A 26,900-nucleotide genomic window follows, 5' to 3' on the forward strand; every position below is an offset into this window, starting at 1 on the left:
GAAGAAAAGAAGCTGGCAATCATCCCGATGATGATGGACGGCAAACTGGTCGCGACTCGACTGGATTGAGCAACTTGAGAAGAGGCTCGCATTGTCCTCTCCCCAATTGGCCGAACAGGGCGGCGGTCGAGCGATCCGGCCGAAACAAAAAACCCGCCTCAGTGGGCGGGCGCAGATCAATATTGTACTTAAATTTTTAGCATAACTGCCGTCACCTGTCAAGCCGAGACTACCCACGGTTGCAGGGCAATCGATTCGCGCTTGCGCTGCCTCCCATTGTCCTGCCGCTCAGGCGGCTTCGCCGCGCTGTCTCGCCCGTTGACGCTTCCTGCGCGGGCCGCTGATCTCCCACCTTTTGTGGAACCACATCCACTGGCCGGGATCCTCGCGCACCCAGCGCTCGACCACGTCGTTGAGCAGCTGGGTGGTGGCATGGACGTCGACACTGCCGCCGGCGGTGCGCGGCAAGTTCAGTCTGTCCTCGATCTCGAGCCGGAAGCGGTTGCCGGGCAAGCGCACGCAGCGCGCCGGATAGACATCGCAGTCATAGTGTCGCGCCAGGGTGCCCAGAACCCGGTTGCTCTCGCATGGGCGGCCGAAGAATGTCGTTTCGAGCCCGCTCGAGAACTTCTGGTCGACTAGCACGCCGATATTGCCGCCTTTCTCCAGGATTGCCGCCAGCGCGAACGAAGCGCCGGTGGAGGAGGGCAGAAGCGACCCCATGGTCGAGCGGCGAGTCGAGAGGATGTAGTCGGCAAGATAGGGGTTGTTGGGCGGGCGAAACAGCGCCGTGATGTTCATGCCGAAAGTGGCTGCCGCCACCGGAAGCAGTTCGAAATTGCCGAGATGCCCGGTGAAGATGATATGCGGCTTCGGTTCCTCGGCGATATGCACGAAGTGCTCGATCCCCTTGACCTCGATGCGGCCCGATTTCGTCGCGGCGGGATCGTAGTCGAACAGGGCGTCGAGAAAGATGTATTCCGCGGCGAGCCGAGCCATGTTGCCCCACATGTCGGACGCGATGGCCTGGATCTCGCGGTCGCTCTTTTCCGGGTAGGCGTTGCGCAGATTGGCGATGGCGACGTTGTGGCGTCCCACCCACGGGCCAATGCGACGGGCGGCGCGGTCGGCGAAATTAAGCGCGCTGTCGACCGGCAGCAGACGCAGCAGCCAAATTATCGCCATAGCGACACGCGCAAGCAGCCAGTAGTTGAACTGGCGCAGCCGCCTGCCGTGGCGGAACGCCAAGTCCCTGCGGAGCTTCTTGAAGGCGTTGCCGACCATTCCTAGACCATGATGTTTTTAGACAGCAACATCATGGTCAGCCGATGCGCAGGATGATCTTGCCGAACACGTCACGGCCTTCCATGCGCTTCAGCGCGGCGTCGATGCCGTCGAAGCCGACTTCGGTGTCGATGACCGGAGAAACCAGCCCCGCCGCCATTTTCTGCATGGCGTCGGCCATATTTTGCATGCGGCAGCCGAAGGAGCCGAGCAGTTTCAATTGCTGCTGGAACAATTGCATCAGATTGATCTGCGTCGACACGCCCGAGGTCGAGCCGCAGGTCACCAGGCGGCCACCGCGTTTCAGGCACAGCATCGAGGCGGCAAAGGTGTCGGCGCCGACATGCTCGAAGACGACGTCGACGCCCTTCTTCTTCGTCAGCTTGCGCACGACGCCTTCGAAACGGTCCTCGCGATAGTTGATGACATGGTCGGCGCCAAGCGCCTTCGCCTTGTCGATCTTGTCGTTCGAGCCGACCGTGGTGATCACGGTGCAGCCCATTTTCTTCGCCAGCTGGATCGCGGCGGAGCCGATACCCGAGCCGCCGGCATGGATGAGGATGGTCTCGCCGGGCTGCAGCCTGGCATTGTCGAACAGCATATGTTCGACCGTACCGAAGGTGACGGGCGCGACGGCCGCCCCAATGTCCGTCGCGCCGGGCGGGGCAGGGACCAGCAGGCGCGCCGGAAGGTTTATCTTCTCTTGCGCAAAGCCGTCGAGATGGAAGCCGTGTACGCCCGAGACATGCTCGCAGAGGTTGTCGCGGCCTTCGCGGCAGGCGCGGCAAAGCCCGCAGGTGCGCGCGCCGTAGATCGACACAAGCTGCCCGTGCACAAGGCTGGAGACGCCGGGGCCGACCGCCTCGACCTCGCCTGAAGCTTCGGCGCCGACGACCAGCGGCAGCTTGCGCTTGGCGAAGGCCATGCCGCGCCAGCCCCAGACGTCGATATGATTGAGCGCCACGGCCTTGATGCGCAGCGTCACTTCGCCCAGCGCAGGCTGCGGCGGAAGCGGCAGGTCCACCGTTTCAAGGCGGCGGTCCTCGATAAGTTGCAATGCGCGCATGGAGCCTGTCGGGTTCTGTTGAGCGGGAAAAGGCTTCGCTTAAAGCGCGTCGCGTTGAAACGGATTCAGCCGACGCGCTTTAAGTCTTTGTTTTTTATGCATGTCGTTGTCCCAAAACCGCTTCGCACTTTTGGGCGACATGCATTAGACCGGTTCCCGCGCCATGACAAGGCAGGTGTTCTGGCCACCGAAGCCGAAGGAGTTCGACAGCACCGTGCCGACCTCGGCGTTGCGCTTCTGGTTCGGCACCACGTCGAGCACGATCGCCGGATCGGGATTGTCGTAATTGATGGTCGGCGGGATGACACTTTCGCGCATGGTCATCAGCGAAAACGCGGCCTCGACGGCGCCGGCGGCTGACAGGGTGTGGCCGATCATCGACTTGTTCGACGAGATCGGCATCGAGCCGATCCGCTCGCCGAACACGGTCGACAGCGACAGATGCTCCATCTTGTCGTTTTCCGGCGTCGAGGTGCCGTGGGCGTTGACATAGTCGATCTCGTCCTCGCCCAAGCCGGCATCGGCGAGGGCGGCGCGAACCGCCGCGATCGCCGGTGAGCCGTCCGGCTTCGAGCGGGTGCGATGGAAATCGTCGGCCTTCTCGCCGCAGCCGCGCAGGATGCCAAGGATGGTCACGCCGCGGGCCAGCGCGGCCTCCAGCGATTCCAGCACAAGCGCGCCCGAGCCCTCGGCCAGCACGAAACCGTCGCGATCCTTGGAGAACGGCTTGGACGCCTTTTCAGGGATGTCGTTGTGCGTGGAGAGCGCGGAAAGCAGCGAGAAACGGATCAGCGCCTCGGCGGTCGCCGAGCCGTCGGCGCCGATCGACAGCGCCCTATCGCATTCGCCGCGGCGGATCGCCTCGACGCCGAGCTGGATCGAGGTGGCGCCCGAGGCGCAGGCCGTCGACAGCGTGATCGGCAGGCCGCGTGTCCCAAAACGGTCGGCGAGCCGGTCGGCGATCGAACCGAATTGGGTGGTCTCGAAGACATCCAGTTCCTTCAAGCCGCGCGCCACGCGAAGCAGCCGTTCGGCGCCGATGTCGTGGTTGTCGGAATTGTAGAGCGAAAAGCGCTCGCTCCAGTCGAGTTCGACCGGCGGCGAGGCGAGGAAAAGCGGCCCGCCGAAATCGCCCGAATCGAGGCCGGCTTCGGCCACGGCTTCCTGCGCGGCGATCTCGGCGAGATCGTAGGTAAGAAGGCTGGCGCCCTTTGAGCTCGACGGCAGGAAATCGACCATGCCGGAGATGCGGGTGTTCAGATGGTCAACCGGAAAGCGGGTGATCGGATGGATGCCGGACGTGCCCGCGGTGAGTGCTGCCCAATTGTCGGCCTTGCCGACGCCCAGCGACGTCACCACGCCGATACCGGTGACGGCGACGATCGGCCTGCCCATGTGATCGTTCAGATTGGCCATATTTTTATCCTGACACCCTCTAGGCGGCGTTGACCAACGCCATGCCCTCGAATTGGTGATAGCCGATCGCCGTTGCAAGGATGGTCCTGGGAACGCCGTTGAACGGCTTCTCGGTGGCGGCATCAAAAGCCGGGTAGGCGGCCTTGCGTTCGACAGCCAGTGCCGCCAGCGCCACGGCGAAGGGAAATTGCGCTTCCTTCATGTGGCCGGTCAGCGTCGAAAAGCCGCGTGCGGCAATCGCCGGATTGGCGTCGAGCGCCGATTTCTCGGCGGCGGTCGCGGCATGGGCACCCGAAGCGCCTGAAATCGCCAGCAACTCGCCGTTCGGCAATGCCGCCTGCCTGAGCAGCGCGGCAATCTCGGCATCGAGTTCGCCCTGCCGGCGTTTGGCGCGTCCGGATATGACGGGGCCGAGTTCGGCATAGATCTTTCGCCCGCGGCTGATCGCATGTTCGCGCTGTTCCAGGACGAGAAACGCGCCGCCTGATCCGGTCACCACGCCACCGCCGTCCAGGCCCTGTCTCTGCCAGACCGGTCTCCAGGGGCCGCGATGCAGGTAGCCGGCCAATTCATAACCAAGCAGCATGTCGGAATGCTCGGTCTGGAAGGCGCCGCCGACCAGTATATGCGTCGACTGGCCGGAGCGGATGCGCGCGGCGGCCGTCTCGACGGCGGCGACGCCGGCGCCTTCCTCGCCCATGAAGGTGCGCGACGAGCCGGTCACCTTGTGGACGATCGAGATGTTGCCGGCGAGCAGGTTTGAAAGCTGCGCCAGAAACAGCGTCGGCCGCAATTCGGTTGTCAGTTTCTCGTTGAGCAGCACGTCGCGGTCGTTGCGGCTTTCGGACGCTGCGAGAATGTCGGCGTCGACCGTCTCGTCGCGCTCGCCGCCGCCGGCAGCCACCACCATGTCCATGGTCGTGCAGAGCTCGTCATTGCCCTTGATGCCGGCATCGTCCAGCGCCATGCCGGCGGCGTAGGTGCCGAGCCTTTGCCAGGTTTCCATCTGCCGCTGGTCGCCGCGCTTGGTGATCTGCAGGTTCCAGTCGATCTCCGGCAGCGGGTGGACGGTATAGGGCGAGAAGCGCGCAGCTTCGAGCACCGGTTCCAGGCCGGGCTGGACGAGTTTGCGCCAATGCGCATCCGGACCTTCTCCCAGCGAAGAGACAAGGCCGATGCCTGATATGACGACGTGGTGGGGGCTCATGGGCGAGGGTTCATGGGGCGGCTGTTGTGGGTCAGGCTAGAAAACGAACCATTTCAGGCGTTCTTGGCCGCGACCAGAGCGTCGATCTTGGCGCACAGGTTCTTCATGACGAAGTAATCGTCGGTCGAGGCCTTGCCGTCATTGACCTCTTGCGTCCACTTTTCCAGCGGCACCTTGATGCCGAATTCCTTGTCGATGGCAAAGACGATGTCGAGGAAGTCGAGGCTGTCGATGCCGAGATCGTCGATGGTGTGGCTTTCAGGGGTGATCGTGTCGATATCGATCTCACTGGTGTCGGCGATGATCTTGGCGACTTTTTCGAACGTGGTGGACAAGGGCTTTTCCTTCGGTTGCGGGCGGAATCTGTCCGCATGTGTTTGCGCGCTGTCTAATCGGTTTTTCCGGGCAGGAAAAGGCCTGAACGCCGGGCGCAGATGGGATACCCACTTCGTAAACGCAAGAAAGAGCCGTTGGCGACCCTCCCGGCGATATGCCGCAACCATCCCATCTCTGGTCATTGCATGTACCAATGTACCATGGTACGGAAATCTATGACCATGGAACGCGTGCAGACCGGGGTGCGCCTGGAAAAACGATTGGTGAAGGTGCTCAAGGCGTTGGCCGAGCATCGCGACATGAGTCTGGGTGACCTCATCGAGGGCATCGTGCTGCATGCCTTCGAAGGCCAGACGCCGTTTTCCCCGACGACCCTGGAAACAATCGGCCAATTGAAGCGCATCTACGGGCTGGAGCTCAGTGCGGCAGACAGCCACCGTTTGGCGGAAACGAGCGGGGAGGACGAGTGACGAACCATCTTGAGCGCAGCCACAGCATCGTGCTTTCGGGGCCGATCGACCGCGTCTTTCCGCTGTTCACGCCGACTGGGGAGACCCTGTGGGTGGACGGGTGGGATCCGGAGTTTCTGCATCCACAAGACGGGGAGACGCGCCAGGGCATGGTCTTCAGGACCGCTCACGGTGATGAGACCACGCTCTGGGCCTGCACGGACTGGGACCCCGTGGCGCATCGCATCCGCTATGTCCGGGTGACGCCGGATTCGCGTTTCGGATTTGTCGAGGTGGCCTGCCGCCCGACCGCTGACGGAGGCACGGAGGCGTCGATTGCCTACACGTTCACTGCCTTGAGCACGGCAGGAAGATCATATCTGTCCGAGCTGACGGAGGACGCGTTCGCGCATATGATCGAGGCATGGAAGCTCCGTATCGATGCGTGGCTGCAAGTGCGAAATCTAACGCTAGGTAGCGGGTAGTTAGCCGTCATCCGCATTGGTTGCTGGAACGAGCCAGGTGCGCCAGGACCGGACAATCCGCTATAGAATGCTTTCCCGTGTAGCGAACGCGAACGTCCGTTCAGGGCAGCGGGCGGCGCGACCGAATTTGCCACAGCTGCGCACCTTGCCGATGTCGATCCCGGCAGCGACGCGCAATATTTACCTTAACGTGGGAGAAGTAGAGAGACCGTGGCACGAGGTGCGAAAAAGCAGCGCCAATACAGCTGATTAGTTACGACATAGGTATTCTCGCAGATATGGTATTGGCCGTCTGGGGATTCCTGCACACGGTCCCGTGGGATGTTGAAATTATGCGGCAAGTAAGTGTAACCACCGTCGATCCTGGACCGCACCGAAGACCGAGGTATGGCACGGCAATCAGAACCACCGCAACACCGGAATTTCGTCTGCGGGTCAACCTTGTCTTCGTACCAATCATGGGCGTTAGCGGCTGTTGCGGCGGCGATACACATTGCCGTGAAGATGAATCTTCGCATGGCATTCCTCAAGTTTGGCAGGCCGCCGCCCGTTCGAGCATCCATGTATATTAGCGTTCCATTAAAAATACCATTAGCCTCCGACTGACTAACGCAGCTCCAGCGAGCGACGCTCGCACTGAAAGCCGCATTGGGGTGACGGCTTCCCCTTCAATTTTCTCCGAAGGAATGGCGAAGAAGGGTCGAACCCGGTATTCCGCTTAGAGTACCAGCGTTCGATTTCACCACTCGCGAACGCTTCAACCGGCTCCAGCGTAGATTAGAAGGTGACGCGGCCGAGCACGCGCCGGCGGTCGCTTTCGCCCCGATAGCCGACATTTGCCGCACGCCTTCAGCATTGACATCGGCGCTATCTCCGGAGTCGAACCTTGGAAGCCGGCCGGCATCAAAAAAGTGGCCACCCCATCAAGTCCTGGGGTGGCCACGAACTGCATGCACGAGCGTCGCGCCATCAAATGGCCGCGCGATCACTTGATCCCGATGCCAATATTGACGGGGTTTCTCAGGATGGCCGAGCCGTCATCGCCGGCCCGTTCGCGCACCATGCGATCGAGCGTCTGGCGAATGACTCCGCGCTCGCGTTCGCTCAACGCGAGGCTGCCAAGCACTTCCTCGACAATAGGATTGCTCCACACGATCCAATCCCATAGCTCAGCACCTGACTTGAACGCCGTGCTCTCCGTGATCGTCTCGACATTGACGCCCTTCAGTCCGGCCTTTGCCAGTTCGCAGGCAAGCCGCTCCGGATCGCTGAGCTGAAACGGCAGCGGCGGCGGGTCCATTGGCGGACCATTAAACTCCGGGCGTACCGATTGAACGGCCCCGATCATGAAAGCGAGGAAGTCAATTCGATGCGGGTCGCCATAGGCAACGACCAGCACCCGCCCTCCAGGTTTGACAACCCGCGCCATCTCCCGAATGCCCATCGGCATGTCGGGAAAGAGCATGACCCCAAACTGAGATCCCGCCACATCGAAGCTGTCGTCGTCAAAGGCAAGCGCATGCCCGTCCATTACGCGGGTATCGATTTCCAGGCTTTCCCGGCTGGCGCGCTCTCGCGCCAGGCGGAGCATGACGGGCGACTGGTCGACGGCGACCACCTCGGCACCGATCCGAGCTGCAGGGATACTGAGCGCGCCGCTACCGGATGCAATGTCAAGAAGGTGCATACCTGGGCGGAGCCCTGCCCTGACCAGACTCTCATTGCCAAGCCACATCTGTGTTTCGGTATTCGTCCGATCGTAACCCGAGGCAATTCGGTCCCAAGCCTCACGTGTGTCCGGCAGCGCCTCAGGAGCCACGGATTTGGCCGCGATAAGCGCAGCGCGCAGCACCTTTACAAATGCGGCAGGCTGCTCGATCGGCGGATCATCGGCTGCGCCGTCGATAACGTGGAGCGGCCAACCAAATCGAACGCTCGCTGCTTCCGCTACAGGCAATGGGGTGGCAAGATCGTGCCGCCCCCAGATCAGGAAGGTCGGGATTCTGATGCGTGCCAGTTCCTCTGATGGGATTGCGGGAAATCCGAATTGCTCCATCAGACGTTGCTGGGTCGGCTTCAACTCCGGCGCCTGCGCGCGATCGAGATTGTAGGCTCGCAGCCGCTCCCAGCTCTCGCCCATATGATCACGCAGCGCGTCGAGGTCGAAGGCGCACTGCTGCCAGAGGCGGTCATGGTTTTCCGGACTTGGCACCGTTATGAACGCGGCGAGGGCCGCACCGAATTCAGGCGCCGGCTGAAACGGCGCAAGGCCGAGCGCGTCCGACAGAACCAGGCAGCGGAGCTGGTTACCGTGCTTGGCGGCAAAGCGAGCAGCAATTGCGGCGCCGAGAATTTGGCCGACAAGAATGGGCGGTGTCGGGCAGGTGCGTTCGATGAGTTCGCCAAGCCACGCGAGAACACGATCGGGATGAATCGGACCCTCGATGGTCCCTGAGGTGCCGTGGCCCGGCAGATCGGGCGCGATTATGTGATGCGTTCTCACAAGCTCCGGGAGAATTCGCAGCCACTTTGCTGCATGTTCTCCTGGGCCGTGCAACAGCACGATCGGTGATCCTGCGCCGCCTTCCAGTAGCGCGGTCGAGATGCCGGCCAATTCGAGCCGCCGTTCGACGATCGGCAGCCCGGTGAGCAGGCGCTTGCGGGCAGCTTCTCCGGATATGCGGTTCGATTCAATTGCCGCCGGGGTGGCGGTGTAACCTTCAACGTGAGACATCATGGCCTCCCTCCTGTTGATAGTAAGATTTCGTCTTGCACGTGCCGCCTGGCCTCTTGGGCTGCTCACGCGCTGGAGCGCGCGCTGCGAGCGGTTGACACGCTGTTCTCGGCTCGAGCGAGCCCCAACCCGAACCACAACGTCCAAAGGGCCATCACGAAAGACGACGCAACCCAGACGAGGCTGCCCAGCCAGATGCCGAACCACATCCGGCGATCACGACAACCGCCAGACACAGGAACATGAAGCCGTTGGCCTTGCCTTCAGCGAACGCCCACCAGGCCGTGAATCGCGCCATATCGTTGGCGGCGGCGGCATCGGCGACGGTGGTGGCCTCGGCCACGGCGGTCGTCATCGTCCAGAGGGCGCCGACCGGCACCACCGCCCAGGCGGATAGGGTCCACCAGCGTTCGGTCAGTCGAGAGCCCGCGGTCAGCACGATCAGGCTCGCGACGACGAACAGCGACAGTGCTGCCGCGGCGGCCCAATGCACGACCACCCACAGGGTGACGTTGTTGGCGATGATCTGCATTTGCAGGGCGAGGTCGGGATGAATCGGCCCGTGACCGACCAGGACGAAACCTAAGAGTACAGAAGCAATCGCAAGCCAGGCGCCCGCGACCCGCATCCCGGTATCGGTATGTGACATCGCTTCCTCCTTTCATTGTGGCCGGATGTTTGCGGCGCGATCACCGAGTCCGTCCTGCAGTCTGCAGGCGAGCTGCCGAGGCGCCGCGCATCCATAGCCGACAGGTGCAAGCTTAGGGCGGAAAGGAGGGCGGCGCTTCGGGCGAACCACCCAATCGGCGCCGACGATGCATGGGTGATTCCACCCATGCCGGGCACGCTCAGACTAGGCGGTGCTCGTAGGCCCAAGCGGTGGCGGCGGTGCGAGTGGGGACGTCAAGCTTGTTGAAAATATTGCTGACGTGCCTGTCCACTGTCTTTCCGCTCAAATGCAGTTCGTTGGCGATTTCCTTGTTGGTTTTGCCAGAAGCGATCAGGCGGAGGACTTGCAACTCGCGGGCAGAGAGACCGCGGGCTTCCTCCGACCGCATGTCAAGCAGGGCATCGACATGAGAAACGTCCGGCGTGGCACCAAGCTGCTGGAACACGGTTCTGGCTGCCTGCAGCTCCAGTACCGCACCGTCGCTGTCACCGAGGTCGCGGCAAGCCAGGCCCATCATGACGCCTACGCGCGCTGCTTCGTATGGCGCGTCGACTTGCTGCCACGCCTCGATTGCCCGGCGCAGCCAAGCCACCGCAGCCTGCGCTTCGCCGTCTGCCAGTGCCACCGCTCCCCGCGCGTGGGCGGCAAGGGCACGCAACGGTTCGGTTCCGTAGCTTTCTGCAACGTCCGCCAGTTCGTGGCAGGCACGCCGTGCTTCCTCGATGTCGTCAGCCGCCAGCATGATCTCGAGGTGAGCAGGCAGCAGCCGAATGCGCTTCACTTGGTCGGTCGTCGCGGCCATGACGCGCCGGATTGCGGCCGCAGCCGCATCGATGTGCCTTTCGGCCAACCGCAACAGGGCAAGGCCCGGCTGCGGTTCGAAGCCATATTGGCTTGCACTCCGATATGCCTGCTCGGCCGCGTCAAAGTCTCCGCGAAGGCGGTGTACTTCCGCCAGCTGGTACCACGCCCCAGCCGTATCTTTCCGATTGTTCGACTGCGTCAAACGCTCCACGGCATGCTGCGCTTCGTCGATCGCGTCCTGCCAAGCGCCGCTGAGCCGCTTGATCTCGGCGCGATGCATCAGGCAGGTGCCGCTGAAACTGATCAGCTGGGGCTGTTCGGCGCACCATCGCCCCAGGGCGGAAGTCCATTCGCGTGCGCGGCCCAGAGCATGGACTTGCTGACATGCTTCGATCACGCTGCAATAGATCAAGCCGCTAAGCAGCGGCGACAATTCGCCGGCCGTGACCGAAACCATCGCCTCGTCGAGGAGCGCGAAACCTTCCGCGGTTCGCCGCTGGCGCAACAGAACACGGCCCTGCAGGTGCCGTGCACAGGCCACCAGATCCACGTCCGCAAAGCGCTCGCCAATCTCGACTGCGCCGCTCGCCGCAGCGTAGGCCGCTTCAAGGTTGCCCGAAGCAAGATGCTGTTCGACGTGGGGCAGCATCAGGTAACCCTGTTCGGCACAATCATGTGGCTCGCGTTCGAGCAGCCGATGCGCCCGTCCAAACCAGCCGGCCGCCTGAGCCATCTCCCCACGAAAGACAAGGCGCAGGCCAAGCCAGAAGGCGCAGCGGGCGGCCCGACGGCACTCGCCCGCGTCCAGATATGCATGATGGGTTCGCTCCAGGGCCCGCAGGTACTCCTCGTCGCGCCCGGTCAAATAGGCTGACATCGCCAGCCGTTCGAGATCGTCTACTGCGAGCGGAGCCGCTTCGCCGGCACGCGAGAGGAACCGATAGGCGTCGTCCCACGCCCTTTCCTCGTAAGCCTCACGGCCGAGCACGAGCTGGTCCGCCTCCTCCGAGGAGCCGCTGTTGAATTGTTGTCGATCTGACCTGCCCATCCGCATTGGTTCCGGAGACGAACAGAAATCTTAGCCATCAATGGCTATCTTGGCGCCAATGAGCACTATAGCACGCTCGAACAGGAATGACCGGAAATGCACTCAAAACGCTCTGAAGGGAAACGTCCCGGACGACAGCAATGGGGTCAATCGGGCCGTTCACTGTGCTCGTCGTCAACGGCTGCAACGGTCGGAACCGGTATTCCGCTTAGGGTACCAAGCGTTAGATCTCACCACTCGCGAACGCTTCAACCGGCTCCAGCGTAGATTAGAAGGTGACGCGGCCGAGCACGCGCAGGCCGTCGCCTTGCGGCTCGACGATCACGGCTTCGCCTTCGCGCGGCGAGATGCCGGTAAGGGCCATTATGTTTTCCAGATGGGTGACCATGACCACATTGTCGGAGCCGGAATAGGCGCGGATCTCGTTCATGACCGCCTCGAGCTGGGCGGCTTTCTCGCTCGCGTCGGTCTTCAGCAAGTCAAGCGGGGCGAAGGGTTCAGGCTCGGCTCTGAAAGCGATGCGGGCCGTGTCGAGGCTGCGGCAATAGCGGCTGGATAGCATGCGCTCGATGGGCGCGGCGCGGGCGGCGAACAGCGCCCCGATCTTGCGCGCCTGCTGCTTGCCGCGCACCGAGAGATTGACCTGGGTGGCGCATTTCTCGATGTCGAAATTCGCCGGATCGGTGGTGCCGGTGACCATGGCATGGCGAAGCAGCACCACATGTCCGCCGTCGCGCAACAGCGCCCAGCCGGCTTCGGTCGCATGCGCCGACGCGGGAATGACGAGCAGCAATAGCGCCAGCACAAATCGAAGCATCAGACGTCCTTTTCCGTCACCGGAGGTGGGTTCCGGTGACCGCATATAGGGACGGCAAAGCCGGCTGAAAAACAAGGCACCACCTATCCCGGCTGTTTGCGAGAACGGACCGCTTCGCAACGCAGGACGATTGCGCTGCAATCCCGGCTCGCCTATCAGGGGAAAAATGTCCCCACTCATCGAAACCGTCCTTTTTGTCTTCGGCCTTGTCGCGCTCGGCTATCTGGCCGGGCTCACCGGCTATCTGAAGGCCGAGGCGGGCGAGGCCATCGCCGAATTCGCCGTCGGGGTGGCGATGCCGCTGCTTCTGTTCCGCACCATGGTCAACGCCGATTTCCATGGCACCGCGCCCTGGTTGTTCTGGGGAGCCTATTTCGCGGCGGCCGCAGTGACGTGGGCCGCAGGCCACCTGGTCATCACGCGGGTGTTCGGGCGCGACGCGCGTGCGGGGGTCGTCGGCGGTGTGTCGTCGGCTTTTTCCAATCTCGTCCTGCTCGGCATTCCGTTCGTCCTCGGCACATTCGGGCCAAGTGGGTTCGAAGTGCTGTCGCTGCTGATTTCCGTGCATCTGCCGACGATGATCATGGCGTCGATCATCCTGTTTGAAATCTTTGGCCGCGGTGACGAGCATGTGCATCCGCTGCGCATCATCCGGCGCTTCCTTCATAAGATGTTTTCCAATCCGCTGATCATCGGCATCCTGGCTGGATGGGTGTGGCGTATCACCGGCCTGCCATTGCCGGCGCTGGCCGTGCGCCTGGTCGACGCGTTGGCCAACATCGCCGGACCGGTCGCGCTGTTTGCCATGGGGCTTGGCCTGTGCCGTTTCGGCATCTCCGGCAATGTGCGGCCGGCGCTGGCGCTGTCGGCGCTGAAGCTGATGCTGATGCCGGCCGTCGCGCTCGGCCTGGTCTGGCTGTTCGGCCTGCCGCCGCTGTCAGCGAAGGTCGCGGTCGTGGCCGCCGCGCTGCCATCCGGGGTCAATTCCTACCTGATCGCCACGCAGTTCAACACCGGCCAGGCACTGGCATCGAACCAGATGACCATCGCCACCGCCTGTGCGGTCGCCACCACGGCTTTTTGGCTGACGGTGGTGGTCCACGTGTTTGGATAGGCATGTCGATATCTAGGTAATGCCGGCGAACGGCCTGGTACTTCCGGTACTCATTTACCCAAACGTTACGCTCCGTTCCGATTCTCGGAACGCACCCTTCTCGGCGCGGCCTGACCTGAACCTCAACACACCCTCAAGCAACATCAGAAGCGCAACTTGGCCTCGCCTTGCGCTGGCCCAAACCCTATATGCCATCTTGCGATTGATTGCGGAGCTTGCCCTAGGTAAAGAGCAGTGGCTCCAGGCGTGCCGGCATCGATGTCAATGCGCACGCCCACCAAAGAAATCCAGATAGCGGCCCGTCAGCGCGCCGAACGGAGGCTAGACCATGCTTCAGAAAACCAGCCATTTCATGCGCCAGGCCAATCTCATCAATGGCGAGTGGGTGCAGGCCGATAGCGGCCAGACGGTCGACGTCAACAATCCGGCCACCGGCCTTAAGATCGGCACCGTGCCGAAGTCGGGCAAGGTCGAGACGCGCCGCGCCATCGAAGCCGCCGACGCCGCCTTCAAGACATGGCGCAAGACCACCGCGCTCGAGCGTTCGAAGCTGTTGCGCAAGCTGCATGACGCAATGATGGACAATCAGGATGTGCTGGCCGAACTGCTCACAATCGAGCAGGGCAAGTCGCTGTTCGAATCGAAGGGCGAGATCGGTTCGGCCGCGTCCTACATATTGTGGTTCGCCGAAGAAGGCCGCCGCACCTATGGCGATGTCGTGCCGTCGCCCTGGGCGGACCGCCGCATCCTGGTGACCAAGGAGCCGGTCGGCGTCATCGCCGCCATCACGCCATGGAATTTCCCGTCCTCGATGCTGGCCCGCAAGCTCGGCCCAGCACTTGCCGCCGGCTGCACCGCGGTCGTCAAGCCGGCCTCGCAGACGCCTTATTCAGGCCTCGCCTGGGGCGCGCTCGCCGAAGAGGTCGGCTTCCCCAAAGGCGTCATCAACATCCTGACCGGCGCCGCCGGCGAGATCGGCGACGAAATCTGCGCCAACCCGCTGGTCAAGAAGATCACCTTCACCGGCTCGACCGAGGTCGGCAAGATCCTGATCCAGAAGTCGTCCGTCACCGTCAAGAAAGTGTCGATGGAGCTCGGCGGCAACGCGCCGTTCCTCGTCTTCGACGACGCCGACATCGAGCGTGCCGTCGCCGGCGCCATCACCGCCAAATACCGCAATTCCGGCCAGACCTGCGTCTGCACCAATCGCTTCCTGGTTCAAGCCGGCGTCTACGACAAGTTCGTCGAAAAGCTCGCTGCCGCCAGCAACGGGCTGAAGGTCGGTTCCGGCCTCGATGACGGCGTGCAGCAGGGGCCGCTGATCGACGAGAAGGCGGTGGAAAAGGTCGAGGAACTGATCGCCGACGCTACCGCCAAGGGCGGCAAGGTCGTCGCCGGCGGCAAGCGCCATGCGCTGGGCGGTTCGTTCTTCCAGCCGACGGTGATCGCCGATGCGACGCCGAAGATGCGCTTCATGAAGGAAGAGATCTTTGGCCCGGTCGCGCCGGTGTTCAAGTTCGAAACCGAAGAGGAAGCCGTGGCACTCGCCAACGACACCGAATTCGGCCTCGCCTGCTATTTCTACACCGGCGATCTCGGCCGCGCCTTCCGGGTCATGGAAGGGCTGAAATACGGCATGGTCGGCGTCAATGAAGGGCTCATCACCACGCCTGAGGCGCCGTTCGGCGGCGTCAAGGAATCGGGCCTCGGCAAGGAAGGCGGACATCAAGGCATCGAGGACTATCTCGACACCAAATATGTCTGCATCGGCGGCCTCGGCCTCTGATCGGGCAGGGCCTGTTGACTGTCAACAGACCTAAGCCGGCCGAAGGCGGCCAGCCGGGATCGATCAACCAACTGGCGTTTCGGACATGGCGATGAAGGACGGCGAGGTTTTTGGCACGACGCAAGCGGGCGAGGCCATCCGCCGCTTCAGCATCCGCGGCGGCGGCCTCACCGCCAACATCATCGGGCTGGGCGCCATCATCCAGGATCTGCGCCTGGCCGGGCACGATGCGCCGCTGGTGCTCGGCTATAGCAGTTTCGCACCCTATGAGACGGACACGGCCTTCTTCGGCGCCGTCGTCGGGCGCTATGCCAACCGCATCCGCGATGGCCGCTTCACCATCGCCGGCCAGCGCTACCAGACCGAGCGCAACTTCCTCGACAAGCACACGCTGCATGGCGGCTCGCAAGGTTTTTCCCACCGGGCTTGGGAGGTTTCGCTGCATGGCAAGGATTTTGTCACGCTGACGCTGCATGATCCCGACGGCACGATGGGCTTCCCCGGCGCGCTCGACGTGACCTGCACCTACAGGCTGAAAATCCCCGGCACGCTCAGCGTCGAGATGACCGCCACCTGCGAGGAGCCGACGCTGTGCAACCTCACCCAGCACTCCTACTTCAACCTGGATGACGGCGGCGCCGGCGACATCCTCGACCACCGGCTGATGCTGAACGCCGGCGCCTATCTTCCGGTCGATGGCGACCTGATCCCGACCGGCGTGGTGAAGCCGGTCGACGGCACGCCCTTCGATTTCCGCCAGGCGCGGCCGCTGCGCATGGAGAGTGAGGGCAGCCAACTCCCCTACGACCAGAATTTCTGCCTTGCCCCGACGCGCGGGCCGCTCAAGCTGGCGTCATGGGCGCAGGGAGCGAATTCCGGCGTCGAGATGGAGCTCTGGACCACGGAGCCGGGCGTCCAACTCTATACCGGCCAGTATCTGGCGCCGCCTTCGCCGGGGCTCGAGAGACGTCATTACAAGGCTTTTTCGGGCTTCTGCCTGGAGCCGCAGGTCTGGCCGGACGCGCCGAACCGGCCGTATTTCCCACAGGCCACACTATGGCCGGGCCAGATCTACCACCATGTGACGGAATACCGGTTCAGACTGCCTGGCGCCTGAGCCCGGAAGCCGGTACTGGCTTTTGCTGTGCTGACCTTCGGTTAGTACCGGCGCGGAATGCCGGAGGCCCCTTGGCGGAAGTTCGTTCGCCACCGGCCGAATTCACGCCCATGACCCAAAGCAGACGTACGTCTTCCACGCCGCGAACGGCAGCTTTGCGCCCCATTTCAGACGTTAACGCCTCCTCTTCCAGCGCCTGAAAGCGGACACTTCGGCAGAGCTGCATCAAGGTCCATTTGGGGACGGATAGGCGCCGTATTGCACACGGTCGTGCTAGTTTCGATCATGAGACGAGAAGGAGATGACATCTCGGTATCGATCTGGTCGTGGTGTATCCGAAGCTGGAGCGAGCGCTGACGGGATCGCCGAGGCCGCACTTGAGCCACTGTGGATGACGAGAGGAGCCTGACGGGTCATGCGGGGTTTGCGGTTGAGCGGAGAACCTTCTCCTGAAAGCCTTCGCTCGCAGGCTCAAGACCGACCCTCAGGCGCGATCCAACGGACTCGCGAGCAAGTTGCGCCGCCCTGCGTCGAACTGGAACTCGATCGGGCTTGAGCAGATCTTATCGATCAAGCGATCAAAAAACCGCACATCTGGCGAAGTCCTGGATGGTTTCGGCACATTCTTTCGAGCGCACGATGCGATGAAGGGCTAATCGGAACTTTGCTTCCGCATTCTTGGCCGCCGAGGTTGTTGGAACATGTCGCCCAGAGTCGAACGCATTCACAGCGATGAACGTCTCCCGGCCGAGGTCGACGTCGCTATCGTCGGCGGCGGCATTCTCGGCTCCACGGCCGCCTATTTCCTGGCGAAGCGTGGCCTCTCTGTGGCTCTGCTCGAGAAGGGCCACATCGCCTGCGAGCAATCGAGCCGAAATTGGGGCTGGTGCCGCCAGCAGAACCGCGACCGGCGCGAACTGCCGCTCTCGGTTCTCTCCATGCGGCTGTGGGACGAACTGACGCACGATATCAATCGGGACCTTGGATTTCGACGCTGCGGTCTCGTCTATGCGACCCACGACGAGGCGGTGCTCGCCGGCTGGGAAAGGTGGCGCGAGGTCGCCAGGGAGTACGACGTCGACACCCGCTTGCTCAGCCGGGCTGAGCTGGCCGAGCGTGTCCCCGAAGCGCGCGGCAAATGGGTCGGCGGGACCTATTCGGAACGGGACGGTAAGGCCGAACCTGCGCTTGCCGCGCCGGCTATCGCCGAGGGCGCCAGAGCTCTGGGCGCCACCATCCACCAGGAATGCGCCGCGCGGGCGCTCGACTTGGCTAATGGCAAGATTGCGGGCGTGCACACGGAGAAGGGCTACATCAGAACCAGCGCGGTGCTGTGCGCCGCTGGCGCCTGGTCCTCGCGCTTCCTTAGGCCGCTCGGGATCAGTTTCCCCCAGGCAAGCATCCGGCAGACCGCGCTGCGTTCTACCCCGACAATCAACGTAGGCGAGGCGATCTCCACGCCCTACTGCACGATCACGCGCCGACTGGACGGAAGCTATACGCTTGCGATCAGCGGCAAGGCGAACCTCGAAATCACGCCCCAGGCTATCCGGTATAGCCGGGAATTCATGCCGCAATTCTTGCGTCGCCTGAAGAACGTCAGGCTCGGCATCGGCCAATCGTTCCTTTCGGGGCCGGATTCAATGCCGGCGCTGCTGACCAGCGACGATCGGATCTTCGAACAGAATCGGGTGCTGGACCCTCCGCCCTTGAAATGGCTGATAAGCCAAGTGGTGGAGAGTGTCCGGAAGACCTTCCCCCAACTCGGCGATATACAGATCGATAGTGCTTGGGGCGGCTTCGTCGATTGCACGCCGGACGCAGTGCCTGTGGTGTCGCAGGTGGACGCGGTGGAGGGCCTCGTCCTCGCAGCGGGCTGCTCGGGCCACGGCTTCGGTTTGGGCCCGGGGCTTGGCTATCTGGCCGCAGAGCTTGTCGTAAACGACACGCCCAGCGTCGATCCTACACCGTTCCGCCTGTCGCGTCTGGTTGACGGCTCGAAGCTGGACATCGCCGCCATCTGAAGACCTGCCGGCAGTCAGGCCTAAGGCGCTCCAAGCGAAGCTGGCAGTCATGGCACGCTGGATAAGATCAGCGATGAGGAGCCTCAGCGTAAGCGCGGATCGAGCAGCTTGATCTGAAGATCTTCCCAGTGCTCCTCGAAGGCCTCCCGCGCGGTGTCGAAGTGGCGGCTTTTCAGGCTCTTGACGAGCCGCTCATGCTCCAGCGCCATTTCTTCGGCCGAGCCGTAGAAGGCTTGCCGCTGGACGAGAAGAAGCTCGATCTCGCCTTCAAGGTTCGAATAGGCTCGGTTCAGGCGCACGCTTCCGCTCGCTGCGACGATGGCGCGATGGAAGTCGCGGTCTGCGGCAACCAGCGCCGACTGGTCTGAGGACAGGCTCGAATCATGCATGACCGCAACCGCCTCGAGCGCCTGGGGCGGGATGACCCCGGTCAGCACGATCAACCGAATGGCTTCGCCTTCAATGGCGCCGCGCACCCGTGTGATGTCGACAATATCGTCCGCTCCGAATTCGGGCAGCATGAAGCCTCGGTTCGGTATTTGGCGCAGCAGGCCCTGTGTGACGAGCAACTGGGCCGCCGCGCGGAACGTGTGGCGTGAGGTCGAATGCTCCTCGCACATCCTGGCGTCGCGGAGGAATTGGCCGGGCTGGAAATCCCCCGACAGGATACGGCGGCGCAAGTCCTGCGCCAGAATGTCTACGGCGCTCACGGGGACAGGTTCGGCGTTGGCCTCGAGGTCCTGGACTTGCTTCATGGGCCTGGTCGTTGCTGGTGTCGCGCGTGCGGCTGCGTCAGGTGACGCAGCGCCGGCAAGGAATCCTTTTGCATCTTCTCCTAGATCTGCACCGCCCGCAGCGCATTGTCGACACCTTCGAGCAGACGCCCTGCATTGGCTGATGTGAAGACAAGAGGGGGCCTGATTTTGAGGATATGCGCATCCGCTCCTGTCGCGGAGATGAGAATGCGCTGGTCGCGCAGAGCATTGACGGCCGCGAGCGCGCGATCCATGTCCGGAACCTTCCTCTCGCGGTCCTTTACGAGCTCGACGGCGAAATAGAGGCCCGCTCCGCGAACATCGCCGACGAATTCGTATTTGTTCTGCAAGGCGCGGAGGCCGTCGAGGATTTCACCGCCGACCCTGGTCGCGTTGTCCATCAACCCTTCCTCCAGGATCGTGTCGAGCACGGCCTGCGCGGCGGCGATGGCGACGGAATTGCCGCCGAACGTGTTGAAATAGCGCATGCTGGCCCCGAATTCGGCAACCAGTTCGGGCCGCACAACCAGGCCCGCAACCGGATAGCCGTTGCCCATGGGCTTGCCAAGGGTGACGATGTCCGGATCGACCTTGTGGCGGGCGTGTCCCCAGAGGTGGGTGCCGGTCCGCCCGAAACCGGACTGTACTTCGTCAGCGATGAACAGGCCGCCGGCCTTGCGAACAACTTCCGCCACCGGCGCCAACACATCCGTGGGGTCGACATAAAGACCATCGGAGGAGAAGACGGAATCGGCGATGAATGCGGCCAGGCCGTCGCCATGCCTTTCGAGATCGGCGATCTGTCGGGCGACATCCTCCGCCATCCGCCGGCCGATTTCCGCGACGGGCAGGCGATAGGAGTCCGGGGCAGCGACAGTTCGAACGTAGGGATCCAGCGCCGATTTCTTGCCGAGCGACGGGGAGATCGCCGCCACCGCGCCGCTATTGCCGTGATAGGCTTCGGCCGTGACAATGACGCCAGCCCTGCCTGTATGATAGCGCGCAATGCGCAAGGCGAGATCGTTGGCTTCCGAGCCGGTGCAGGTGAACATCGCGCATCCGGTCCGGCCGAGTTCGCCACCAAATGTGTTGATCAGAGCTTCGGCATAGTCCAGCAGGGGTTCCTGCATATAGCGCGTGTGGGTGCAGAGGATTTCGAGCTGCTTCTGGATGGCCTCGACCACGCGCGGATGAGCGTGACCCAGCGATACGACGTTGTTGTAGGCGTCGAGGTATTCGTTGCCATGCTTGTCGTAGAGGAACACGCCCTTGGCGCGGGAAATCTCGACCGGCGTCTTGTAGAAGAGCCGATAGGCGGGCCCAAGCAGCCTTTGCCGCCTGGCCACATGCGCCGCGTCTTCGCCGGAGAGATGAGCTGCATCCCGAGGGTTGAAGCCATTCGCCATGTTGCCACGGAAGCCCTTGGGCAGAACGGTCGCTTGCTTGGACATTACGGTTCCTCTCGGGTCAGAAGGTCTGATATTTGTGCGGTCGACAGCGAGTTGAACCACTCGAGGTGAGCCCAACCCGCTTCGGTGTTGCGCAGGATGTAGCGGCTGTTCTCAGGGAAGAGTTCGGCGCGCCAGCAGGTCAGCAGCGCGCGGACCGCCAGGCGGCCCAGTGCCAGGAACGGGATGAGCCTGAGCTCCTCGTCCGTCAGTTCAGCGTGGCGGAGATAGCCGCGCAAAACGTCGCGCGGTTCGTCGAAGAGGTCACGCCGACCACCGTGGCCCAAGGTTTTGGGCATCTGGTTCATCAACGCCGTGGAGACATCGACGGCGATGGCCGTACGAACCGCATCGCCGAAGTCGATGACGCCGGTCAGGAATTGCGGATTGGCATGATCAACGACCAGGTTCGACGTATTGAAATCGTTGTGGAGCACCTGCCGCCGGCACTGGTCGAGCTGCGGCTTGATCTCGGCAAATCGCTCCAGCGCACGCATGGTCCATGCGCGCTTGCTGCCCGCTGGGATGAAGCCCAGCAGATCGGAGAGATCGAGCAGGTGGGTGACGTCCCATGCCAGGGTTCGACTGTCCGTGGGATGAGAGAAATCGGCCATGGCGTGACGCAGTTTCGCCAAAATCTCGCCGATCCGTTCGCGCTGCCGACCGGTGGAGGTCGTCCGGTCGAGCGGCGTGCCGGCGAGAAAGGTGATGAGCCGCACGACGCGCCGCTCTCCGGCGCTGGTCGTGACGATGGGCAAATCCACGCCGTCGACGTCGCAATGCGCACGGGGAACGGGTAGATCCGGAGCGCGCTGTGCGATATGGCGCAAGAGCGCCACCTGGAAATCGAGCTCCTCCACCCGCTCGGAAGGATGAGCGATCTTCAGGACGAACTTCCCACGGTTCGCGCTGTTGAGAAGAAACGTGTCGTCTTTTTCTGCATCAAAGCGCGTGGCAGAGCCATAAATATTATAGAGACGCGCAGCGATTACTTCGGCTTCTGCCTCGCGGACGGGATGGCAGGCTTCGGAGAGCTCCGACGCTCGGACCGGCTTGGTCTGTAGATTTTGACCCATTTTCTACTCAGTTCAGGTGCCCCCGAAACAGGGTTCAACGCCGCAGGATTCGTATATTGCGTCGCAATTTTGTACAACAATTTATGCGTGGGTGCAAGATGGCCTTCTGGTTACCAGGAGGGGTAGGGAGTCGCGGTCCATTTTTTTGGCTGCAATCCGGCAGCTATCGAACTTGGTGTCGGAAGCGTCAGAGATTGCGAAATAGCGAGAAATATCCGCACGCTATGGAGCTGATGTTCTTTCGGCAGGATGCGGGCGTCAAGGTGTGCACCTTCTGTCATCGTGCCGTCAAATAGGCGGTTGGGCGCCGAAGGTAACGAATAAGTGTTGTACAATACCGAGTGGTGAAAGGTGGACTGGAATGCTGTGTGAGCGCCGTCCATCCGTCTGCCCTCGTAAGCGCGAAGGCGATAGATTATGCCTGAGGAGCGGCCAAAATCAGAACAATGTACTTCAAGTGGCGAGTGTTCGAAGAGCTATGCTCTGCTGTCCGTACAAATATGACGTGCCGGGAGCGGCCAATCTGGGTCGTCAAAGTGAAAGGATCTCACGCCATGACCAAATTTAGGCCAAAGTATATCACCTTCGACTGCTATGGGACGCTAACCAACTTCGACATGGCCGGTGCCGCGCGGCGTGTGTATGCCGAGCGCCTTTCTGCTGAGACGATGGACAACTTCGTCGAAGCCTTCAGGGGATATCGCCTGGACGAGGTCCTGGGCGCCTGGAAGCCCTTCTCCGAGGTGGTGCACAATGCCGTCGAACGCAGCTGCAAGCGCATCGGTATTCAGCTCAAGCCCGAAGACGCGCAGCGCATCTGTGACGAAGTGCCGACCTGGGGCCCGCACCCGGACGTTCCGGCAGGACTGTCCAGAGTGGCGAAGGAAATTCCGCTGGTGATCCTATCGAACTCGATGAAGAACCTGATCATGTCGAATGTGGAAAAGCTCGGCGCGCCCATTCACACCGTCATCACCGCCGAAGAGGTTGGCGCCTACAAGCCGCTAATGAAGGGTTTCGAGTACATGCTCGACAAGCTCGGCTGCGGACCCGAAGACATCACCCACGTCTCCTCCTCTTTCCGCTATGACCTGATGCCAGCCTATGACCTGGGGATCAAGAGCAAGGTCTGGGTCAATCGCGGCCACGAACCGGCCAATCCGTTCTACGAATATACCGAGATCAAGGATATCGGCGGACTTGCAGCAGCCGTGGGCCTGGAGCCGGTCCTGAAGCGCGCCTGACAAATGGTGGTGGCCGGAAGACTATGCAGCAAGAAGGGGCGGGTCATCCGCCCCTTTCTTCTGCGGGACGAGATTGATCGGCGGCCAGGCCGGCGAACCAGATAGCACCAAGGGGCGTAACAGCGCGTCGGCTTCCCATATCTTGTCGGCCAAAACCGGCCAGTCAGCAAACGGCCCCCGAACGGCCGTCCGAGAGGCGCGTCATGTCTGCCCAATCGTGAAGAGCCACGCTGCTCTAAAACGAACGCAGGCGGCGACTTGAGACAGCACGCCAACAGCGGAGGGTGCTGCTCGACAGAAGCGAACAGTCGCACTCGGTCATCGTTTCGCGGGCATGGTCTTCTGGTGTCAGATTGAAGAGATCAGCGAAGAAGAGCGCTTTGTGTCTCCGCCACCCAACCGTCTGCCTCGATTTCTTTGAATAGCTTAAGGGCGCTGTGTAGCAACCCCTTTGCTTTATCTCTGTCCGCAACCAGTTCAAATCTGCCAAAGGCAAGCATGCTTTGGGCGAGCTCGGGTCGGGACTGGATTGTCTGGAGAACATCAACACTTCGACGGAACTGCCCGTCCGCCGATTGGCGATCGCCCCTGGCCTCGTAGGCTTGGCCGAGCGCGCGACGGGCAGCGCCAATCTCGAGCCTCGCCGTTACACGCTCCGCGAGCTCCAGCGCGCGTTCCGCCGCTTGCAGCCCGGCTGCAGCGTCCCCTTCGGCGAGGTGCAATTGGCTCAAGGCGATGTGGGGATAGATCTTGCAGAAATCGTTATCTATCCGCCGTGCCACTGTCTTCATCACCGGATCCAGGAAGGCCCTTGCATCGGCAATCCGGTTCAGCTTCAGACAGGCTATGGCTGCCCAGCCCGACGCCCACAATACAACGCTCCACCTCGCGTTCTCCCAGGTCGTGGCGAGGTTCTGCTCGACCACCTCCACCGTCCGCTGCCAGAGTCCCTTGTAAAGCAAAGGCTCTGCTTCCATCGCCAGCCACGAGCGCACCTCGACGTCCTGCGTCGACGCGGCGATCTCCCGGACCATCTCGGCGAATTGCAGAGACCGCTGCAACCGCCCGGCGCGGGCATTGTAGCAACGGCCTGCACCTGCGGCGAGCGAACCGAGCTCTTCCAGGGCCCCGACTTCCTGCAACAGCGCCGCAGCCCGTTCGATCTTGCCGAGTGATTCTTCAAGCCGTCCGGTATCGCCGAGGAAGTTGGCATAGCGCCACGCAACTTCGGCCTGGCGCGCCGCATCCGCGAAACCGGCATGTCGTTCGGCGCTGACCAGCAACGGCTCTTCCAGCAAATCCACTCCCTTGAAGGACTGCAGCCCCGCCAGGGCCGCGGTGTCCCCGTCGGCGAACGCGATTGCCCTGTCGACCTGGTGAAGCGCTTCGGCACGTTCCTGCTTGTTCGCGTACTGCCGGCCGCTCCTGGCCCGCGCCAAGACCGTCTCGACGTAGGTTTGCCGGTGCGCCGCCGTGTCGGGAAGGCGTTCGAGAGCCTGGATGGCGCGCCGGTGGTGCTCGGCCGCCTCCCAGCGAGCCCCGCGACTCTCGGCTTTCGCCGCCGCCAGGAGCCGACAGTTCAAGACCTCGGTCCAGGCATTTGCATTCTCGTAGTGATGCGCCAGCAATGCTGGATCGTCGGTTTCCGCCTGTGCAAGCGCAGCGGCGATGCGCGCGTGCAGTTCCTTGCGTGTATCACGCAGCAGGCTGCCATAGGCCGCGTCCTGAAGCAAAGCGTGCCTGAAGACATACGTCGCTCCCGAGACGGTTTGCCGGCAGACCAGAAGCTCGGCCTCCACCAGGGCATCCAAAGCCAGGTGCAGCGCGGCTCCATCGAGATCGCATACGCGCTCGAGCAGTCCGATGGTGAACTCGCGACCGATTGCGGCCGCGGTCTGATAGATCCGCTTTCCGGTGGCGAGCCGATCGAGCCGGGCCATCAGCATGTCCTGGAGCGATGCCGGCACGCCCCTCTCGAGCGCGCCGGCGGCGTTCGGCTGATTCTGTGCCTCGATCAAGGTCCGGGCCATCTCTTCGAGAAACAGCGGTATTCCATCGCTCCGCTTCACGATCTCCTCGACGACGCGCTCCGGCAGCACGTCGGAGTTGGCAAGCGAATCGATCATTTTCTCGGACTCGCGCCTGGTTATGCGATTTAACGAAACCGTCGTGACATGAGGCTGATCCGACCATGCCACGCTGATTCCGGGGCGCGAGGTGACGAGCAGCAGCACTGGCAGGGTCTCTACCCTGTCGACGAGCCGGTTGAGGAACTCGAGCGTCGACGGGTCGCACCAGTGCAGGTCCTCGAAGGTGATGACCGCGGGGCCTTTGGCGCAGGAATCCTCCAAGAGGCTCATAAGCACATCAAAGGTTCGTTCCGTCTGTTGAAGCGCATCCAGGCTCGGCGGGCCTTCTCCTCCATTCGTCGGGATGGAGAGAAAAGCGGCGAGAATCGACAATTGGACCTGAGCGCTCTCGCCAGACCTGGGAAGCATCGCCGTCAGCCTTCGCAATTTTTCGCCCGGATCGAGGTCCGGGCGAATGTCGGCCGCCTGTTCAAGCTGCGTGACCAGAGGGTAAAATGCTCGGTCCGCGTGCGACGGCGAGCACTGGTAGGTCAGGCGCGCATGCGGCCGGTGCAGCAGCTTGGCTCGCACCGCCTCACAAAGGCGCGACTTGCCGATCCCTGGTTCGCCCGAAATGAGAACGACCTGGCCCTCGCCCGCCTCCGCTTGCTGAAATCGCTTCGTCAGTTGTTCCACTTCATCGCCGCGCCCGATCAGCGGCGTATGGAGCCGGCCGTGCAGCGCTTCAAAGCGTGTCTCCTTGGCGGCCTTGCCCAGGACACGTGAAGCGCGTACGGGCTCCGGAAAACCCTTCAAGAGGTGTTCGCCAAGATCGGCAGTCTCGAAGAGGTTGCCAAGTAGCTGTCGCGTGCTGGCGGCGACCACGACAGTTCCGGGTTCCGCGATGCCTTGTAGCCGCGCGGCCAGGTTCGGTGTTTCGCCGACCACGGCGCGCTCGCGCGCCGTTCCAGTGCCAGTCGTTTCGCCGACCATTACTAGACCTGTCGCGATACCGACACGAGCTGCCATAGGTCGTCCAATGGCGGTATCCAACGTCGAGACTGCCAATGTCAGTTCAAGACCCGCCTCGACGGCGCGCTCTGCATCGTCCTCATGGGCACGCGGCCAGCCGAAATAGACCAGCACGCCGTCGCCCATGAACTTGGCGATATGCCCATCCCATCGCCCCACGATTTTTGTGCAGCTCGTGTGATAGGAACGTATTACGTCGGCCACATCCTCGGGATCGAACTCGACCGAGAGAGGCGTTGAACCCACTAGGTCGCAGAACATCACCGTAACCTGGCGGCGTTCGGGCGACACTTCTTGCGAGGGCTCAGCCGATGTGACCGGCGCAGCGGCCCCTTCGTGACGCTGCCCGATATCAGGCGCTGAAAGGCTGGCGATCGCCCTCAGAAGCCTGCGCCGATCACCTACCGCGGCAACGCCCAACTCCTTGAGATCATCGCTCGTCAGGCTGGGCAGCACGTCGGCATCAATTTTGTTGTTGGCAAACGCTTCCACGTATTCGCCAAGACCTTGGCTCTCCAGCCACTTGGCGATGTCGCGCATGGCGGTTCCTCAACTGGACCTGGCTAAAGCCGAACGAATTGCGGGCCGATCCTAGGAGCGGCATTCTCGCTCGCGCTGTGTCGGCCATGCAAGTCAATTGTCCGTCGCCTGCCTAGCTCTGAACCGGTCCTAGCGCCCATCGGTGCGCCCGATCGCATCTCCGGAATCTGAACATTCGGGAGTTCAAGGAGCTTGGTGCCAGAGAAGGTAAGTCGAATGCCTAAAATGGCTCAAAACCGGGCCGCCTGATCCAGGAGAATGTCCGCGTTGTGCGCCTTTAACTCTCAAAGCGGACCGACGGCTTCCGTGAAGAGTTTCGGGCGCCGGCAGGCGTACGAAAGTCCCCGAGGAAGGAACCCGCGGGCCACGGCCGATGGCT

20 protein-coding genes are annotated in these 26,900 nt (G+C 62.5%); 7 read left to right on the plus strand and 13 right to left on the minus strand.

The annotated features are described in order from the left end of the window. Positions 1–288: 288 nt before the first annotated feature. From AC0L3I_RS34740 to AC0L3I_RS34760, 5 genes are all read right to left on the minus strand, one after another. A complete protein-coding gene (locus AC0L3I_RS34740; protein ID WP_473529938.1) occupies positions 289–1,284 on the minus strand; it encodes a lipid A biosynthesis lauroyl acyltransferase in 996 nt (331 codons plus the stop codon). Positions 1,285–1,321: 37 nt separating this feature from the next. Next, the gene (locus AC0L3I_RS34745) at positions 1,322–2,350 is read right to left on the minus strand and encodes a zinc-binding dehydrogenase (protein ID WP_473529939.1); all 1,029 of its coding nucleotides are present in this window, start codon (positions 2,348–2,350) and stop codon (positions 1,322–1,324) included. Positions 2,351–2,494: 144 nt separating this feature from the next. Continuing rightward, positions 2,495–3,766, minus strand: coding sequence for a beta-ketoacyl-ACP synthase (locus AC0L3I_RS34750; RefSeq protein ID WP_473486551.1), 1,272 nt, complete (start codon positions 3,764–3,766; stop codon positions 2,495–2,497). A gap of 19 nt (positions 3,767–3,785) precedes the next feature. Further along, positions 3,786–4,973 (minus strand): beta-ketoacyl-ACP synthase, encoded by a 1,188-nt coding sequence (locus AC0L3I_RS34755; protein ID WP_473529940.1) that lies wholly within the window; start codon positions 4,971–4,973, stop codon positions 3,786–3,788. 53 nt (positions 4,974–5,026) lie between these two features. Beyond that, positions 5,027–5,308, minus strand: coding sequence for an acyl carrier protein (locus AC0L3I_RS34760; protein ID WP_040981809.1), 282 nt, complete (start codon positions 5,306–5,308; stop codon positions 5,027–5,029). A gap of 216 nt (positions 5,309–5,524) precedes the next feature. On the opposite strand from AC0L3I_RS34760, the gene AC0L3I_RS34765 reads away from it, so the two are divergent. Then, entirely contained in the window at positions 5,525–5,779 is a 255-nt protein-coding gene (locus tag AC0L3I_RS34765) for a hypothetical protein (RefSeq protein WP_473529941.1), read from the plus strand. Then, positions 5,776–6,243: a hypothetical protein gene (locus tag AC0L3I_RS34770; protein WP_473529942.1), complete on the plus strand. Its 468-nt coding sequence runs from the start codon at positions 5,776–5,778 to the stop codon at positions 6,241–6,243. Before AC0L3I_RS34765 ends, AC0L3I_RS34770 begins: the two co-directional genes overlap by 4 nt. Positions 6,244–7,228: 985 nt before the next feature. On the opposite strand, the gene AC0L3I_RS34775 is transcribed toward AC0L3I_RS34770, so the two are convergent. From AC0L3I_RS34775 to AC0L3I_RS34790, 4 genes are all read right to left on the minus strand, one after another. Then, positions 7,229–8,980 (minus strand): alpha/beta fold hydrolase, encoded by a 1,752-nt coding sequence (locus tag AC0L3I_RS34775; protein ID WP_473529943.1) that lies wholly within the window; start codon positions 8,978–8,980, stop codon positions 7,229–7,231. Positions 8,981–9,131: 151 nt separating this feature from the next. Beyond that, positions 9,132–9,626, minus strand: coding sequence for a hypothetical protein (locus AC0L3I_RS34780; protein ID WP_473529944.1), 495 nt, complete (start codon positions 9,624–9,626; stop codon positions 9,132–9,134). Positions 9,627–9,825: 199 nt separating this feature from the next. After that, complete coding sequence (locus tag AC0L3I_RS34785; protein ID WP_473529945.1) at positions 9,826–11,505, minus strand: LuxR C-terminal-related transcriptional regulator; 1,680 nt, start codon at positions 11,503–11,505, stop codon at positions 9,826–9,828. A 262-nt stretch (positions 11,506–11,767) separates the two neighbouring features. Next, a complete protein-coding gene (locus tag AC0L3I_RS34790) occupies positions 11,768–12,316 on the minus strand; it encodes a histidine phosphatase family protein (RefSeq protein WP_473529946.1) in 549 nt (182 codons plus the stop codon). A 166-nt stretch (positions 12,317–12,482) separates the two neighbouring features. On the opposite strand from AC0L3I_RS34790, the gene AC0L3I_RS34795 reads away from it, so the two are divergent. From AC0L3I_RS34795 to AC0L3I_RS34810, 4 genes are all read left to right on the plus strand, one after another. Then, positions 12,483–13,430, plus strand: coding sequence for an AEC family transporter (locus AC0L3I_RS34795; protein ID WP_473529947.1), 948 nt, complete (start codon positions 12,483–12,485; stop codon positions 13,428–13,430). Between the two features lie 328 nt (positions 13,431–13,758). Continuing rightward, on the plus strand, positions 13,759–15,216 hold the full coding sequence (locus tag AC0L3I_RS34800) for an NAD-dependent succinate-semialdehyde dehydrogenase (protein WP_473529948.1): 1,458 nt from the start codon (positions 13,759–13,761) through the stop codon (positions 15,214–15,216). Positions 15,217–15,301: 85 nt separating this feature from the next. Next, the gene (locus tag AC0L3I_RS34805; RefSeq protein ID WP_473529949.1) at positions 15,302–16,333 is read left to right on the plus strand and encodes an aldose epimerase family protein; all 1,032 of its coding nucleotides are present in this window, start codon (positions 15,302–15,304) and stop codon (positions 16,331–16,333) included. Between the two features lie 701 nt (positions 16,334–17,034). Continuing rightward, positions 17,035–18,357: an NAD(P)/FAD-dependent oxidoreductase gene (locus AC0L3I_RS34810; RefSeq protein ID WP_473486543.1), complete on the plus strand. Its 1,323-nt coding sequence runs from the start codon at positions 17,035–17,037 to the stop codon at positions 18,355–18,357. Between the two features lie 83 nt (positions 18,358–18,440). On the opposite strand, the gene AC0L3I_RS34815 is transcribed toward AC0L3I_RS34810, so the two are convergent. The 3 genes from AC0L3I_RS34815 to AC0L3I_RS34825 form a co-directional block, all read right to left on the minus strand. Beyond that, positions 18,441–19,112 (minus strand): GntR family transcriptional regulator, encoded by a 672-nt coding sequence (locus AC0L3I_RS34815; protein WP_473486542.1) that lies wholly within the window; start codon positions 19,110–19,112, stop codon positions 18,441–18,443. 80 nt (positions 19,113–19,192) lie between these two features. Beyond that, positions 19,193–20,563: an aspartate aminotransferase family protein gene (locus tag AC0L3I_RS34820; protein WP_473486541.1), complete on the minus strand. Its 1,371-nt coding sequence runs from the start codon at positions 20,561–20,563 to the stop codon at positions 19,193–19,195. After that, complete coding sequence (locus AC0L3I_RS34825) at positions 20,563–21,636, minus strand: phosphotransferase (protein ID WP_473529950.1); 1,074 nt, start codon at positions 21,634–21,636, stop codon at positions 20,563–20,565. The genes AC0L3I_RS34820 and AC0L3I_RS34825 overlap by 1 nt, the downstream gene beginning before the upstream one ends. A 554-nt stretch (positions 21,637–22,190) precedes the next feature. Here AC0L3I_RS34825 and AC0L3I_RS34830 point away from each other — a divergent pair. Beyond that, positions 22,191–22,880 (plus strand): haloacid dehalogenase type II, encoded by a 690-nt coding sequence (locus AC0L3I_RS34830; RefSeq protein ID WP_473529951.1) that lies wholly within the window; start codon positions 22,191–22,193, stop codon positions 22,878–22,880. Between the two features lie 362 nt (positions 22,881–23,242). Here the strand turns inward: AC0L3I_RS34830 and AC0L3I_RS34835 are convergent, their stop codons facing one another. Beyond that, the gene (locus AC0L3I_RS34835; protein WP_473529952.1) at positions 23,243–26,521 is read right to left on the minus strand and encodes an AAA family ATPase; all 3,279 of its coding nucleotides are present in this window, start codon (positions 26,519–26,521) and stop codon (positions 23,243–23,245) included. Between the last annotated feature and the right edge of the window lie 379 nt (positions 26,522–26,900).

It is taken from the genome of Mesorhizobium sp. WSM4840 (assembly GCF_055811755.1).